At 71.9% G+C, this 14,801-nt stretch carries 12 protein-coding genes and 3 tRNA genes; 7 read left to right on the top strand and 8 right to left on the bottom strand.

Annotated features, from left to right (window positions below; translation table 11 throughout):
- Window positions 1–7: 7 nt before the first annotated feature.
- Window positions 8–1,783, bottom strand: coding sequence for an ATP-binding protein (locus ABZ370_RS00160; RefSeq protein WP_358615971.1), 1,776 nt, complete (start codon window positions 1,781–1,783; stop codon window positions 8–10).
- Window positions 1,784–1,890: 107 nt separating this feature from the next.
- Window positions 1,891–2,628: a response regulator transcription factor gene (locus tag ABZ370_RS00155; protein ID WP_039938430.1), complete on the bottom strand. Its 738-nt coding sequence runs from the start codon at window positions 2,626–2,628 to the stop codon at window positions 1,891–1,893.
- 207 nt (window positions 2,629–2,835) lie between these two features.
- Here ABZ370_RS00155 and ABZ370_RS00150 point away from each other — a divergent pair, with 207 nt between their 5' ends.
- Window positions 2,836–3,717 carry an LLM class F420-dependent oxidoreductase gene (locus ABZ370_RS00150; protein WP_358614496.1) on the top strand — a complete coding sequence of 294 codons (882 nt, stop codon included), beginning with the start codon at window positions 2,836–2,838 and terminating at the stop codon, window positions 3,715–3,717.
- A gap of 24 nt (window positions 3,718–3,741) precedes the next feature.
- Here the strand turns inward: ABZ370_RS00150 and ABZ370_RS00145 are convergent, their stop codons facing one another.
- From ABZ370_RS00145 to ABZ370_RS00130, 4 genes are all read right to left on the bottom strand, one after another.
- Window positions 3,742–4,620 (bottom strand): amidohydrolase family protein, encoded by an 879-nt coding sequence (locus ABZ370_RS00145; RefSeq protein WP_358614494.1) that lies wholly within the window; start codon window positions 4,618–4,620, stop codon window positions 3,742–3,744.
- A gap of 71 nt (window positions 4,621–4,691) precedes the next feature.
- Window positions 4,692–4,765: transfer RNA gene (locus tag ABZ370_RS00140), tRNA-Met, on the bottom strand.
- 150 nt (window positions 4,766–4,915) lie between these two features.
- Entirely contained in the window at window positions 4,916–5,545 is a 630-nt protein-coding gene (locus ABZ370_RS00135; RefSeq protein ID WP_358614492.1) for a DUF4232 domain-containing protein, read from the bottom strand.
- 141 nt (window positions 5,546–5,686) lie between these two features.
- On the bottom strand, window positions 5,687–6,067 hold the full coding sequence (locus ABZ370_RS00130; RefSeq protein ID WP_358614490.1) for an ArsI/CadI family heavy metal resistance metalloenzyme: 381 nt from the start codon (window positions 6,065–6,067) through the stop codon (window positions 5,687–5,689).
- Window positions 6,068–6,145: 78 nt separating this feature from the next.
- On the opposite strand from ABZ370_RS00130, the gene ABZ370_RS00125 reads away from it, so the two are divergent.
- The 4 genes from ABZ370_RS00125 to ABZ370_RS00110 all read left to right on the top strand — a co-directional run bounded on the left by ABZ370_RS00125 (window position 6,146) and on the right by ABZ370_RS00110 (window position 8,508).
- On the top strand, window positions 6,146–6,547 hold the full coding sequence (locus ABZ370_RS00125; protein ID WP_358614488.1) for a metalloregulator ArsR/SmtB family transcription factor: 402 nt from the start codon (window positions 6,146–6,148) through the stop codon (window positions 6,545–6,547).
- Window positions 6,547–7,671 (top strand): ACR3 family arsenite efflux transporter, encoded by a 1,125-nt coding sequence (gene arsB, locus ABZ370_RS00120; protein WP_358614486.1) that lies wholly within the window; start codon window positions 6,547–6,549, stop codon window positions 7,669–7,671. Before ABZ370_RS00125 ends, arsB begins: the two co-directional genes overlap by 1 nt.
- The gene (locus ABZ370_RS00115) at window positions 7,664–8,083 is read left to right on the top strand and encodes an arsenate reductase ArsC (RefSeq protein ID WP_358614484.1); all 420 of its coding nucleotides are present in this window, start codon (window positions 7,664–7,666) and stop codon (window positions 8,081–8,083) included. The genes arsB and ABZ370_RS00115 overlap by 8 nt, the downstream gene beginning before the upstream one ends.
- A 134-nt stretch (window positions 8,084–8,217) precedes the next feature.
- A complete protein-coding gene (locus ABZ370_RS00110) occupies window positions 8,218–8,508 on the top strand; it encodes a hypothetical protein (RefSeq protein WP_358614482.1) in 291 nt (96 codons plus the stop codon).
- Window positions 8,509–9,020: 512 nt separating this feature from the next.
- Here ABZ370_RS00110 and ABZ370_RS00105 read toward each other — a convergent pair.
- A tRNA-Arg gene (locus ABZ370_RS00105) sits at window positions 9,021–9,093 on the bottom strand.
- 273 nt (window positions 9,094–9,366) lie between these two features.
- Window positions 9,367–9,457: transfer RNA gene (locus tag ABZ370_RS00100), tRNA-Ser, on the bottom strand.
- 224 nt (window positions 9,458–9,681) lie between these two features.
- On the opposite strand from ABZ370_RS00100, the gene ABZ370_RS00095 reads away from it, so the two are divergent.
- Window positions 9,682–10,131, top strand: a complete 450-nt coding sequence (locus tag ABZ370_RS00095; RefSeq protein WP_358614480.1) for an SSI family serine proteinase inhibitor — start codon at window positions 9,682–9,684, stop codon at window positions 10,129–10,131.
- 212 nt (window positions 10,132–10,343) lie between these two features.
- Window positions 10,344–14,747, top strand: a complete 4,404-nt coding sequence (locus ABZ370_RS00090) for a PAS domain-containing protein (protein ID WP_358614478.1) — start codon at window positions 10,344–10,346, stop codon at window positions 14,745–14,747.
- Window positions 14,748–14,801: the final 54 nt, after the last annotated feature.

Raw genomic sequence — 14,801 nt, 5'->3', positions numbered from 1 at the left:
GGCGCTGTCACGGCTGTGTGGTCAGCCTGTGGCCTGGCTGTGAGTGCGTTACGCCCAGGTGAACAGGGAGGTGGACGCCGAACACGGTCCGTCCCGGCACGCTGTCCACCGTCACCCGACCGTCGTGCGCGGCGACCACCGCGTGCACGATGGCCAGCCCCAGCCCGGTGCTGCCCGCCGTGCGCGAGCGCGAGGCGTCACCGCGCGCGAAGCGCTCGAAGACGTGCGGCAGCAGATCGGGCGGGATGCCGGGGCCGTCGTCCTCGATCTGCAGCGAGAGGTACGAGGGCGGCTGCGGCGGCCCGTAGGTTCCGGGGTGCGCCCCCGCCCGCGCCATGGCGTACGGGGACCCGTACGGCGCGGCGTACGGGTTGTTGCCACCGTTCCCGGACGGCGCGTCGTGGCCGAAGGCGTACGGCGAGCCGGGCCCGAAGCCGCTGCCGCTGCCATTGCCGTTCATCGTGCTGTTCCCGGACCCGTTCGACGATCCGTACGACGGCCCGTGCACCATCCCGTACGGCGCCAGGTACGGCGACGGGCGCGGCGAGGTGTGCGGGCCGCCCCACAGCACGCGCGCGGTGACGGTCGTCCCGGCCGGGGTGTGGTTACGGGCGTTGCCCAGCAGGTTGACCAGGACCTGGTGCAGCCGCGCCGAGTCGCCGTGGACGAGCGCGGGTTCGTCGGGCAGCTCCAGCCGCCACTGGTGGTCCGATCCGAGCGCCCGCGCGTCGCTGACCGCGTCCACCACCAGCGGGGACAGGTCCACCTCGGCGCCCTCCAGCGGCCGCCCGGCGTCCAGCCGGGCCAGCAGCAGCAGATCCTCCACCAACCCGGTCATCCGCCCGGCCTCGGACTCCACCCGGCCCAGCGCGTGCCGGGTGTCGGGCCCGATGTCCTCGCGGCCGCGCCGGGTCAGCTCGGCGTAGCCGCGGATCGACGCGAGCGGGGTCCGCAGCTCATGGCTGGCGTCGGCGACGAACTGCCGTACCCGCGTCTCGCTCTCCTGGCGGGCCGCCAGCGCCGATTCGACGTGCCCGAGCATGCGGTTGAGCGCCGCCCCGACCTGGCCGACCTCGGTCCGCGGATCGGCCTCGGAGGCCGGGACCCGCTCCCGCAGCGCCACCTCGCCGCTGTGCAGCGGCAGCTCCGAGACCCGGGTCGCGGTCGCGGCCACCCGGCGCAGCGGGCGCAGCGAGATCCCGACCATGGTGGCCCCGGCGAGCCCGGCCGCGACGAGCCCGGCGGCGGCGACGCAGACCTCGACCAGGATGAGGGTGTTGACCGTGTCCTGGGTCTGGTTGAGCGGGAAGGCCATGATGATCCCGCCGGCCCGCGGGTTCCACTTGGCCACGGCCCGGTAGCTGCCGAGGCCGGGCAGGTCGACGGCGTGCACCTTGTCGTCGAGGGGGATGGCGGTGAGCGCCTTCTCCTGGTCGCTGGTCAGCTTGTCGACCCGCTGCGAGGCGTTCGAGAGGTCCGGCAGCATGGCCTCGTCGTTGCTCTTCCCGGACTGGATCGCCTTGCCGTTCAGCCCGAGGCGCGCCCCCGCCGTTCCAATCGGCTGGCCCGGCCCGTTGAGGAAGAAGATGTTCTCCGGGCTGCGCGGATCGGCCGAGATCGGCTGCTCGCCCACCTTGCGCATGGCGCCGCCCGCGGACGAGCGCAGATCGTTGTCGACCTGGCCCTCCAGATACGACTTCAGGGCGATCGTCGTGACCGTGCCGATCACGGCGCAGACCACGGCGATCAGCGACACCGCCGAGACGACCAGGCGGGTGCGCAGGGACCAGGGCCGCCGGGCGGCGTCCCTGGTCTTCTTCCTGGCACGCGGGGTCCGCGCCGGAGAGGCCGGAGCGGGCGTGGACGGCGGGGTCGGGTGTGCCACGGTCTCTACTCCCCGGGCTTGATCAGATACCCGGCGCCACGCCGGGTGTGGATCATCGGGCTGCGGCCCGCGTCGATCTTGCGCCGCAGATAGGAGATGTACAGCTCGACGACGTTGGCCTGGCCGCCGAAGTCGTAGCTCCACACCCGGTCCAGGATCTGCGCCTTGCTGAGCACCCGGCGCGGGTTGCGCATCAGATAGCGCAGCAGCTCGAACTCGGTCGCGGTGAGATGGATTTCCTGACCCGCCCGCGACACCTCGTGGCTGTCCTCGTCCAGCACCAGGTCGCCGACCGCGAGCACCGATTCGCTGCGCGCGGCCGCCGCCCCCGACCTGCGCAGCAGCCCGCGCAGCCGGGCGACGACCTCCTCCAGGCTGAACGGCTTGGTGACGTAGTCGTCGCCGCCCGCCGTCAGCCCGGCTATCCGGTCCTCGACCGCGTCCCGCGCGGTCAGGAACAGCACCGGCACCTCGGGCAGCTCACGGCGCAGGCGGCCGAGGACGGTGAGCCCGTCCATGTCGGGCAGCATGACGTCGAGGACGACCGCGTCGGGGCGCAGCTCACGGGTCGTACGGATCGCCTCGGCGCCGTCGCCCGCCGTCCGCACCTCCCAGCCCTCGTAGCGCAGGGCCATCGACAGCAAGTCGGCGAGGGCCGACTCGTCGTCCACAACCAGCACCCGGACGGGGCTCCCGTCAGGTCGCAGCAGCTCGGTACGCCCATGGGGCGAGGTCGCCATCATGAACGTCAGCTTCCGGCGACGGTCTGAGAGCTTCCTTTCGGCTACCTGTGAATAACCTGAGAATCCCGTGGCCCCGAAAACGGCCCCAAAGCGCCCCCGAAAACGGCACCCGGCACTCGGCACCCGGGACTCGGCACCCGGGACTCCAGAAGGGTGAACGTCTTACGAGCCGGGAATAGCCGGACGCACCCTCCGGTTCGCGAGGTTATGGCTACTCACCCCGCCCTCGGCAAGATCGGCATCTGGACGGCGGCCCTGCGGGTCTCGGAGTCCCGCTCGGCGCAGGAGGTCAGCGAGGCGGCGGCCGAGCTGGAGACGCTCGGCTACGACACCCTCTGGTTCGGCGGCAGCCCCAGCCCGGACCAGGCCGCGTCCCTCCTGGAGGCCACCGACCGGATCACCGTCGCGACCGGCATCCTCAGCATCTGGGACCACGAGGCCGCCTATGTGGCCGATCGGTACACCGCGATCGACGCGGCCCACAAGGACCGTTTCGTCCTGGGCCTCGGCGTCAGCCACAGCGCGCTCGCCGGTGAGCGGTACAAGCGTCCGTACTCGGCGATGCGCGAGTACCTGACGGCCCTGGACTCCGCCCCGGTCCCGGTCCCCGCGTCCCACCGCGTCCTGGCCGCCCTCGGCCCGAAGATGCTGGAGCTGTCCCGCGACCGCGCCGCCGGTGCCCATCCGTACCTGGTCACCCCGGAGTTCACGGCCGAGGCGCGGGAGATCCTGGGCGACGGTGCCCTGCTCGCCCCGGACCTCAAGGTCGTCCTCGAACCCGACCTCGACCGCGCCCGCACCATCGCCCGTGACTATCTGTCCATGTACCTGAAGCTGCCCAACTACACCAACAACCTGCTGCGGCTGGGCTTCGAGGAGGAGGACTTCGCGGGCGGCGGCAGCGACCGCCTCCTGACGTCCGTCTTCGCGCTCGGCGACGCGGAGGCGATCCGGCGCCGCGTCGACACGTTCCTGGAGGCGGGCGCGGACCACCTGGCGGTCCAGGTGGTGAACGAGAACCCGTTCACCTCCCTGCCCCGCGAGGAGTGGCGCATCCTGGCCGAGGCCCTGCCCCTCGCCAGCCGCTGACGCGCAGCAGTCGCCGGGGGTGGGTCACAGGCCGAACAGCCGCGCCGCGTTGCTGTGACACACCCCCCGCAGCCACGCGTCGTCCTGACCCAGCCGGGTCAGCGCCTCCAGGGCGTGCCCGTACCCGTACGGGATGTTGGGGAAGTCGCTCCCGAACAGCACCCGGTCGCCCAGCGCCCCGAGCCGTCCCCGCTCCTGGGGCGGGAACGGCCAGTTGCGCTCGGTGAAGTCGGTGAAGGCCATCGTCGTATCCAGGTGCACCCCCTCGTAGCGCTCGGCGAGCCCCAGGAAATCCGCGTACTCCGGCAGCCCCATATGCGCGACGACCAGCCGCAGCCGGGGATGCCGGGCCAGCAGCCGGGCCACGGGTTCGGGGCCGGTGTGCTTGCCGGGCGCCGGGCCCGAACCGCAGTGGATGACGATGGGCGTACCGGCGTCGGCGAGCATCCCCCACACCGGCTCGAGAGCGGCGTCGCCCGGGTCGTACGCCCCCACCTGCACATGCGACTTGAACACCCGCGCCCCGCCGTCCAGCGCCGCGCGTACGTACCCCTCGACGCCCGGCTCCGGGAAGAACGTCGCCGTGTGCAGGCAGTCGGGCGTACGGGCGGCGAACCCGGCCGCCCACTCATTCAGCCACGCCGCCATGCCGGGCTTGTGGGGGTAGACCATCGAGGTGAAGGCCAGCACCCCGAACTCCCGTATGAGCGCGAGCCGTTCGGCCTCGTCCTCGCGGTAGGTGATGGGCCAGGCGATGCCCACCAGCGGCTCGACGGCGTCGAAGTACGCCCACACCTTGTCCAGGACGTTCTGCGGCATGAAGTGCGTGTGCACGTCGATGAGTCCGGGCAGCCCGAGCCCCTGCCAGAAACGGCGGACCGGGCCCACGTCAGCATCAGTCATGCGGATCACGGTACGACCACCGCACGCACGAGGGCCCGGTACCAGATCTGGTACCGGGCCCTCGTTCAGAGTAGCGGGGACAGGATTTGAACCTGCGACCTCTGGGTTATGAGCCCAGCGAGCTACCGAGCTGCTCCACCCCGCGTCGTTGAATGCAACTCTACGTCATTGATCCCGCAGAGGGAAATCGGCTCACTCCAGGGACATCCCGACCGCGGCGAACAGGGCCAGGCCCCGGCTCGAACAGGCCCCGGCTCAGGCACTCCGCCCCGGGATCAGGCACCCCGCCCCGGGCTCAGGCACCAGCCCCGGACGTGACAGCCGTGACGGTGAACTCGTCCCCGCACACCCGCAGCCCCGAGGAGACCCGCGCGGTCATGGCGTCCTTCGAGCCGGGCGGGTAGGCCTGCACCAGAGAGGCGCTCTTCCAGCACGGCTTGTCCGAGAGGCCGTCGTTGATCGTGTGCAGCACGGCATGCGCGCTCCCCCCGGCGGCCACCGTGACGGGCTTCCCCACGGCCCCCTCCCGCTCGGCCGCCTTGCCGATCGTCTGCCCGTCCTTGGCCAGCAGCGACACCCCGGGGAACCCGTTCAGCGTGCAGGCACTCTTCCCCTTGTTGGTGAACACCAGCGAGTACCGGATGTTGCCCGCCCCCATGTCCGCGTTCCCCACGCGCAGACTCATCGCCGAGGCCTCACACCGCCCGCCCCCGGCGCTCCCGGCCATGGCCCCGACGCCCTCCCCGTCCGCCGACCCCGCCGAGGCCTCCTTCGAGGCACCCGTCGAGGCCCCCTTCGACGCCGCGGACTCGGCCCCCGCAGCCTTGGGGTCACTCCCCTGACAAGCCGTAATCCCCATGGCCGCCACAGCAGCCATCGTGGCGACGACAATCTTGCCCCGCCGGGTGAGCGTGCTGTGCGACATGGGAAACCCCCTCGGTCGATGCGAGCGTCTCTCGCACCACCAACCCTGACGCCCCCCGCTAGTGCCCTGTTAACACCCCGGTGGCACCCCACTAACGTCCCACTAACGCCCGGGCTGGCGCCGCTGGTGAGCCGCTACGGCTCAGGCGCCGGCGTCGGCATCGCCCTTGACGACGTAGACCTCCCAGGGCTCCTTGCCGGGGCCGTAAACCCAGACCTTGTCCTGGAGGGCGTAACAGCAGGAGGTGTCGTTCTCCTCGAACGTGGCGAGTCCGGCGTCCTTGAGGCGGCCGGTGGCGGCGTTGACCTGGTCGGTGGAATCGACCTCGACGCCGAGGTGATCGAGTCGGGTTTCCTGACCCGCCTCGCCTTCGATGAGGACGAGCTTCAGCGGCGGCTCGGCGATCGCGAAGTTGGCGTATCCGGGACGGCGCTTGGCCGGCTCGACGCCGAAGAGCTTGGAGTAGAACGCCACTGAGGCGTCAAGATCGGGCACGTTCAAGGCGAGCTGCGCGCGGGACATGGCGGTCTCCCATCGGTCTGTATCGATATCCTTCAATGCAAGCTTGCGCCTTGGATCGAAGAACGTCAACATAGAAGCATGTCGAAACAAGAGCTCGCGGTGCTCGGTCAGGACGGCGTTGACACCTGCTGTCCCGGACTGCTGACCGCCCCGCTGGACGAGGCACAGTCCGTCGAGCTGGCGAAGGTGTTCAAGGCGCTGGGTGATCCGATCCGACTGCGGCTGCTGTCGATGATCGCCTCCCGGGCCGGAGGCGAGGTCTGCGTCTGCGACCTCACCCCCGCCTTCGACCTCTCGCAGCCGACGATCTCCCACCACCTGAAGCTGCTGCGGCAGGCCGGGCTGATCGACTGCGATCGCCGGGGCACCTGGGTCTACTACTGGCTGCTGCCGGAGATGACCGACCGGCTCGCCGGAATCCTCACCCGGCCCGCCGGGCAACCGCTGCCCGAGCCCGCCGGGACGACGGAGGGCGCCTGATGGCCACCGACTCCACGACCGCGTCCCCCACCGCCCCGGTCGCCGCGCGCCTGTCGTTCGTGGACCGGTTCCTCGCGGTGTGGATTCTGCTCGCGATGGCCACCGGCCTCGGCCTGGGACGGCTCGTGCCGGGCCTCGGCGACGCCTTGGCCAAGGTGACCGTCACCGGCGTCTCCCTGCCGATCGCGCTGGGCCTGCTGGTGATGATGTACCCGGTCCTGGCCAAGGTCCGCTACGACCGCCTCGACACGGTCACCCGGGACCGCCGCCTGCTGATCCCCTCCCTCGTACTCAACTGGGTCCTCGGCCCGGCGCTCATGTTCGCCCTCGCCTGGCTTCTCCTGCCGGACCTGCCGGAGTACCGGACGGGCCTGATCATCGTCGGCCTGGCCCGCTGCATCGCCATGGTCATCATCTGGAACGACCTGGCCTGCGGCGACCGCGAAGCCGCCGCCGTCCTCGTCGCCCTCAACTCCGTCTTCCAGGTGATCGCCTTCTCCGCGCTCGGCTGGTTCTACCTCACCGTGCTGCCCGGCTGGCTCGGCCTGGAACAGGCCGGTCTCGACGTCAGCGTGTGGGAGATCGCCCGCAGCGTCCTGATCTTCCTCGGCGTCCCCCTGGTGGCCGGGTTCCTGACCCGTCGCCTCGGCGAGAAGGCCAGGGGCCGGGACTGGTACGAGACGACGCTCATCCCGCGCATCGGCCCGTTCGCGCTGTACGGGCTGCTGTTCACGATCGTCGTCCTGTTCGCCCTCCAAGGCGACGCGATCACCTCGCAGCCGGTGGACGTGGTCCGGATCGCGGTGCCACTGCTGGTCTACTTCGCCGTGATGTGGGCCGGGTCCATGGCACTGGGCAAGGCCGCGGGCCTGGACTACCCCCGCGCGACCACGCTGGCGTTCACCGCCGCGGGCAACAACTTCGAACTCGCCATCGCCGTCGCCATCGCGACCTTCGGCGCCTCCTCCGGACAGGCCCTGGCCGGAGTCGTCGGCCCGCTCATCGAGGTCCCCGTCCTGATCGGCCTCGTCTACGTGGCCCTGGCCGCCCGCCGCTACTTCCCCCAGCCATCCCCCGTGGCCGCCGAACGCACGCCCGCCCAGGAAGGTTCCACCCGTGGCTGACCCCCAGAAGCCGTCCGTGCTGTTCGTCTGCGTCCACAACGCGGGCCGCTCCCAGATGGCCGCCGCCTTCCTCACCCACCTCGCGGGCGACCGCGTCGAAGTCCGCTCCGCCGGTTCGGCACCCGCCGAGAACGTCAACCCCGCCGTGGTGGAAGCAATGGCGGAAGTCGGCATCGACATCGCCGCGGAGATCCCGAAGGTGCTGACGGCCGAAGCCGTACAAGCCTCGGACACCGTCATCACCATGGGCTGCGGCGACGCCTGCCCGTACTTCCCCGGCAAGACCTACCTGGACTGGAAACTCGACGATCCGGCAGGCCAGGGCGTCGCGGCGGTACGACCGATCCGCGACGAGATCCGGACCCGCGTCCAGAGCCTCGTCGCCGAACTCACCGCAGGAAGCCGGGGGTGACCCACCGCGCCGAGCGCGCAGGAGCACTGCCAGCACTCACGTGAGCCGTGAGTGCCTGTCAAGCGACAGCCGCTAGCAATGAGTCAGGAGGCGGTCGGCGTCTCCTCCGGAGTACGTCTCAGCAGGAGGCAACGATGCGTCGTATCAGGCTTGTGGCGGCGTCGGTGATGGGTGCAATGGCCCTCGCCCTGTCGTCAGCGGAGTCGGCCGTGGCCGCCGAGGGCACCCTGACCGTCGGCCTGACCACGCACACCAACCCAAGCGGCTGTTACACGTCGAACATCTGGCCCATGCTCGTCGCGAACAACACCAACCAGGTCGCCACCGCCTTCACTCTTCCGAACTGTCAGGGGCAACGGATCGGCCAGGTCGGCCCGAACGAGTCCAACGTCTTCGAGTTCGCCAGCAGCGTCTCCATCCCCTGACGCCTGGCGTACGCCAGCAGCCCGTGAAGCCCACTGGCCCGGGCGAGACGGCGGCCACGCAGAAGGGGTGCCCCTGAACCAGAGGCATCCCTTCCGACCAGCTATCTCGCTGACGTCGGCGGAGGCTGAGGGATTTGCCCCCTCGGCGACATCGCCGCCACGCCGGTTTTCAAGAGGTCTGTAGCCAGAGCGACGCCCACACTCCTGACCTGTACGAAGGGCCCCTTTCACCGTCCACTGACAGCTTCATGGTCCACCAGAGGTCCACAGCGTTACCCAGTGGATCGAGGTCCTTTACTCCTGTCGAGCGTGTGACAGCACGATGCCCGAACGAACCAAGGGACGTCACCTTCGATCCCCCTTACACCCTCCGCGCATCAGCGACGGCGATGACAACCCAAGCGGAGCCCCAGCCCCCGCCTACCCGGGTCCGCCCGGCGGCTGATGTCAGTTTGGATGTCAACGCATACACAAGAGGCCCCTTCCAACGAGTGGAAGGGGCCTCTGAGCTGTGCGCTCGGCAGGATTCGAACCTGCAACCTCTTGATCCGTAGTCAAGTGCTCTATCCGTTAAGCTACGAGCGCTTGGCTTCCCGGCGGTTTTTCTTGCCGGTCGGCGTTGCGGGAACAACATTACATGACCTGCACCGTCACGCGAAATCCGTTTCCCTCACCCACTCTGACCTGGGGAAATACCTGTTTTGAGGTCGGTGAGGCCCCTCTGGACAGCGGGGGAGATACGCCCGTGCGGGACGAGTGGGGGCGCTCGGTGGGGTGACGCTGCGGAGGGAGGCCGTCGCCCGGAAGGCGTACGCAACGGAAGAGCCCCGGTCGTGATCGACCGGGGCTCTCGAGAAGCGGAGGCTGAGGGATTTGAACCCTCGATGGGCTTTAGGGCCCAAACCGCATTAGCAGTGCGGCGCCATAGACCAGACTAGGCGAAGCCTCCAGCACACCGTGGCGCGCTCACGCGAGCGCGATGTGGTGTGTGGCGATGATGTCACAGCCCAGCGGGATGTCACCAATCGCGGCCTACGGTACTCGGCAGGCGGGCAGGACCGCAAAGCTCTTCGGGGGCGCGATGCCCGGATGGCGGCGCAACGCGCGCGGCGGAGGCGCGTTAGCAGGGGCAGGGGCAGCGCGCCCCGGTCTGATCACACCAGGAGTACTCACATGCCCCTGCTGCATCGCCTCGCTGTCACCACCGCCGCCGCTGTCGCCGCCACCGTGGCCGCGCTGAGCCCCGCGGGGGCCAGGCCGCTGCCGCTGCCCGTGTCGTACGACGGGGAGAGTTCCGACCGTCTCGTCGTCAGGGTGAGCGAGACGGGCCGGCACCTCGACGCCGAGCGGTACGTGCTGGCGTGCCACCCCACCGGCGGTACGCACCCCCGGGCCCGGGCCGCGTGCCGTCAGCTGGACGAGCAGACCAAGTGGGGGCGTGATCCGTTCGCGCCGGTGCCGCCCGGGGCCATGTGCACGGGTCAGTACGGCGGGGAGGCCACGGCGACGGTGCGGGGACGCTGGGCCGGTCGGCCCGTCAATGCTCACTTCACGCGAACGAACGGGTGTGAAATCGCCCGGTGGAACCGCTTCTCGATCGTTTTGCGTCTGACTGGGAGCTGACCTGGGGATTGGACCGGGAGTGTGCGGCGGAAGGTGCCGAGAGGTTTGTCCGGGCGTGCGCCGAGACGTGCACGTCGTGCTGCGACCTCCCTCTCATCTACCGCCGCGCCCGCCCTTGGTGCCCGTAGACTCCCCTGAGACACTCCACGGACAGGCGGCAAAATGACCGCGGGTGTCAGCAAGGTGCGGTAAGTCAGGGAGGAAGCGTCGTCGTGAGCAGCAGGCCATCCCGAGGCGCTGCTCGCCTCGCAGCGATACTCGACGCCCTTCCCGACGCACTGGTGCTGGTCAACTGCAACGGCACGATCGTCAACGCCAACCACATCGCGCTGGAGTCGTTCGAAGCGCCGGGCACCGCCCTCGTGGGCCGTGGTCTGCTCGATCTCCTTCCCTCCTTCGATCCCAATCGGATTCCCGGGTCGATGCGCAGGCCCGGGGACGCGGAACAGGTCATCAGCACCAAGCCGACCCGGATGATCGCGCGGCGCACCGACGGGGCCCAGATCCCCGTCGAGGTGACCAGCGCGAACGTGGAGGACGGGCGGACTCCGTACGCCGACCAGTACAGCTATACCGGCGACGAGCTGCTGATGCTCATCGTGCGGGACCTGACCGGGACGCTCGACACCGAGGCCGAACTCGCCCGCCAGCAGCGCCAGACGGAGATGATTCTGCGCGCGGCGGCGGAGGGCGTGGTCGGCGTGGACACCGAGGGCAAGGTGGTCCTCGTCAACCCGTCCGCTGCACAGATCCTCGGCTTCCGGGCCAGTGACCTGGGCGGTCAGGAACTTCACTCTCTTGTACACCACTCGCGCCCGGATGGTTCCCCTTTCCCGTACGAGGAGTCCCCGCTCGCCGACACCCTGCGCTCCGGCCGCAAGCACCGGGTGCGCGGCCAGATGCTGTGGGCCAAGGACGGCAGCGCGGTACCGGTCGACCTGACGACCGCGCCCGTACGGGACGGCGAGCAACTCGTCGGCGCCGTCATGACCTTCACCGACCGGCGCGCCGAGGAAACCCTCGTCACGACCCACGCCGAGGAGCTGGAGAGCCTCACCGCACAGCACGGCAAGGAGCTGGAGGAGCTCCGCGACGAGCACGCCAAGGCGCTGGAGGAGCTGCAGGCGCAGCTCGACCGGGAACGGCAGACGTACGCGGAGCGGCTGGACGCCCTCGCCGCCCGCAACGGTCAGCTGCTGGCGGTGCTGGACCAGTCGCTGCGCGGTCCGCTCCAGGAGCTGCGCAGCGAACTCGGCGTCCTGGCCGACGACCCGGCCGGGCAGCTGTGGCCCGAGGCCAACCAGATCCTGCACCACCTGGCCGCCGGGTACACCCGGATGACCACGCTCGTCGACAACGTCCTCAGCTATCAGCGGCTCGACGCGGACGGCGAGGCGCTGGCCCGCTGCGCGGTCTCGATGGACGAGGTCGTGGCGGCCGGTGTGGAGGGCGCGGTCGAGCTGATCGGCCCGGGGCGCGCGCAGTTCGCCGTGCACGCCCCGCCGATCGAGGCCGAGGTGGACCCGCAGCGGGTGGCCCAGGCGCTCGCCCATCTGATCGCGGACGTGGCCGGGGTCGACTCGACCGGCAAGACGGCCTCGGGCGGAGGCGCCGCGTCCGGGGACTCGACGATCGTGGTCGCTGCGGCGCAGCGCGGCAACGTCGTACGGATCGAGGTCCGCGGGCCGTACGCGGGCGGCGACCCGGTGCACGAGCCGATCGTGCGCGGGATCGTGCGCCGGCACGGCGGTGTGCTGCAGACGCATGAGATGCCGGGCATGGGCGGGCACGCCTATGTCCTGGAGGTGCCGATCTCGGCGGCGGCCGCCGACCAGGAGCGGGCGAAGGCCGACGCCCAGGCGGCGTCCGCGGGCGCCGACGGTACGCGGGGACAGGGCACCGGCACCTCGGGCGGCGGAACGGGCGCCGCGTCCACGGACACATCGGGCGGCGACGGCGCGGACGGCGCTCCGAACGGCGGCCCCGGCTCCGGCGATCCACAGGGCGCGCTGCAGGGCGCTCCGGGGGCGGACACGAGCGGCGCGCAGAACCGTTCCGCATCCGCGTCCCCCGCGCTCCCCGCGCAGGCCGGTTCCGATCCGCGGCAGCAGAACCAGCAGGGCGCGCACCCCCAGCCGGGCGAACAGGACCAGCCGCGGCCGACCGGGCGGCGGCGGGCGCGCCCGCGTCCCGACGAGGACCCCTCGGCGGCCGCGAACGGCGGTGCGAACGGCGCTACGGACGGCCAGGGCGCGGGTGCCGGTCCGCAGCCGGTCGGCCCCGCCGCGATGGGCGTCGTACCGCCGCAGGGGATGGCCGCTCAGCAGTCCCCGGCCCCCGGCGGTCGGCGGCGCGGCTCCCCGGCCCAGGAGGCAGGCGGTCCGTATCCGGCCCAGCAGGGCGGAGGCCGCTCGCCGTTCGCCCTGCCTCCGGCGGCGGCCGATGCGAACGGCCCCGCCGCGACCGGTCCGGGCGAGTCCGCCATGCCCGCGCTCCCCGCCGTCCGCACCCCGGAGCAGCAGCAGCCCGCGTGGGGCACGGTTCCCCAGGACTCCGCCGAGGGCGAGCAGGCGGGCCAGCCAGGTGGCCGCCGCTCCCGGCGCCCGCTGACCGAGGCGCCGAACCGGCCGGTGCCCGAGCAGGGCCAGCCCCAGGCGCAGCCCCAGGGCGCGGCACGGGCTCCGTTCGCGCTGCCGCCCGCGGCGGCCGACCGGTCGTCGCAGCCGGGCGCGCTGCCGCCCGAGCTGGGCCCGGCGGGGCCCGGCGGGCTCGTGCCCGCCCAGCACGGCCACCGGGACGCGCGCGTCGGCGCCCCGCAGGGGCAGCCCCAGCCGCAGGGCGGTGGCCTGGCCGTACGGGGCGAGCCCGTGCCGCCGGGCGGCACCGCGCGCAACGGAGTCTGGCCGTCCGGTCCTGGTCAGGCCCCGCAGCAGGCCCCGCAGGCACCGGCCCAGCAGGGCCGGAACCAGGCGCAGGGCGGGCCGCAGGGATCGCGTCCGGGCACGGTCGGGCCGGGCGCCGGACCAGGTGCGCCGGGTGCCGGGCCGGGCGCCGGTGCGGCTGGGTCCGCCATGCCCGCGCTCCCCGCCGCCCGCGCCCCCGAGCAGCAGCAGCCCGCCTGGGGCGAGCCCCCGCAGGACTCCCTCGGCGGCCAGCAGGCGGCCCAGCACTCCGGCCGCCGCCGCGCCCGGCGCCCCCTCTCCGAGGAGCAGCCGGAGCTCGCGCCCGGGGCGCAGCCCCCGGCGCAGCAGCTGCCGCCCGAGGTGCCGCGCGCGCCCCAGGGCGCGCCCCAGAACGCACGCCAGAACCCGCAGCAGAACGCCCCTCAGCCCCCTCGGGGCACGCCCCAAAGCGGCGCACAAAGCGCCCCGCAGGGCGCCTCGCACGGCGCTCCGCACGGCGCGGACACCACGCAGGGGCGCGCGTTCAGCGTGCGCACGCTGGGCCAAGGGGTGCCGTTCGCGCAGCAGGTCAGCGAACACCAGCGCACTCCCCAGTCACAGCAGCCCCAGGGGCAACCGCAGCCCCAGACTCCGTCCGGTGGTACGGCCACCACAGGGTCGGGCAGACGGCGCAAGCTGACCGCCCGACCCGATATGGCGGGGCAGAACACCTCGTCGGAACTGGAACCCGCCACCGGCCGCCCCCGCCCCCAGTCCCCGGGCCATCCGGCGCAGGCCCCTGGCCAGGCCGGGCCTCCGCCCGGGGCGCCGCCGCGCAACCAGCCCGGCCCGGGACCGCAGCCGCCCCGCCCGGCCTCGCCGCAGAGTTCGGGGCGCGCCTTCGCGATCGGCGCGCCGGACGAGGGAGCGGAGGGGCCGGAGCCGCTGGACGGGCCCAACGGTGCCATCGAGATCGTCGACGACCGCACCCCGCCACCCGACGACGAACTGCCCCCGGAGCCGCTGGACAACCCGCGCCGCCTCCTGGTGTGGCCCGCGCCGGACATGTCCACGCAGCAAGCGCTGAGCGACCGCGGCTACCGCCCGGTGATCGTGAACTCCCGTGAGGAGGTGGACGCGCAGATCGCCGCGTATCCGGCGGCGCTGTTCGTCGACCCGCTGACCGGGCCGATCACCCGGACGGCGCTGCAGTCGCTGCGGACGGCGGCGGTCGCCGCCGAGGTGCCGGTGCTGGTGACGGCGGGGCTCGGCCAGGCGACGCGGGAGGCGGCGTACGGGGCCGACCCGGCCGTCCTGCTCAAGGCGCTCGCCCCGCGCGACAGCGAACAGCATCCGCCGCGCGTCCTGCTGATCGAGGAGCACGAGCCGATCGCGGCGGCGCTGACGGCGGCCCTGGAACGGCGCGGTATGCAGGTCGCCCGGGCCGCGACGGACGCTGACGCGGTGGCGCTCGCGGGGCGTATGCGGCCGAACCTGGTGGTGATGGACCTGATGCAGGTACGCCGCCGCCGCGCCGGGATCGTCGACTGGCTGCGCGGCAACGGGCTGCTCAACCGCACCCCGCTGGTCGTCTACACCTCCGCGGACATCGACCCGGCGAACCTGTCGCGGCTCAGCTCGGGTGAGACGGTGCTGTTCCTCGCGGAGCGCTCGACGAGCGCGGAGGTGCAGGCCCGGATCGTCGACCTGCTGGCGAAGATCGGCACCAACTGAGCGGAACGGCCTCAGCCGGTGGGTTCCCCTCAGCCGGTGTCCATGTCTCAGCCG

It is taken from the genome of Streptomyces sp. NPDC005962, from assembly GCF_040629205.1.
Classification (GTDB): domain Bacteria; phylum Actinomycetota; class Actinomycetes; order Streptomycetales; family Streptomycetaceae; genus Streptomyces.
The sequence above is the reverse complement of the archived record's forward strand: the minus strand, read 5'-3'. Positions and strand labels throughout refer to the sequence as shown.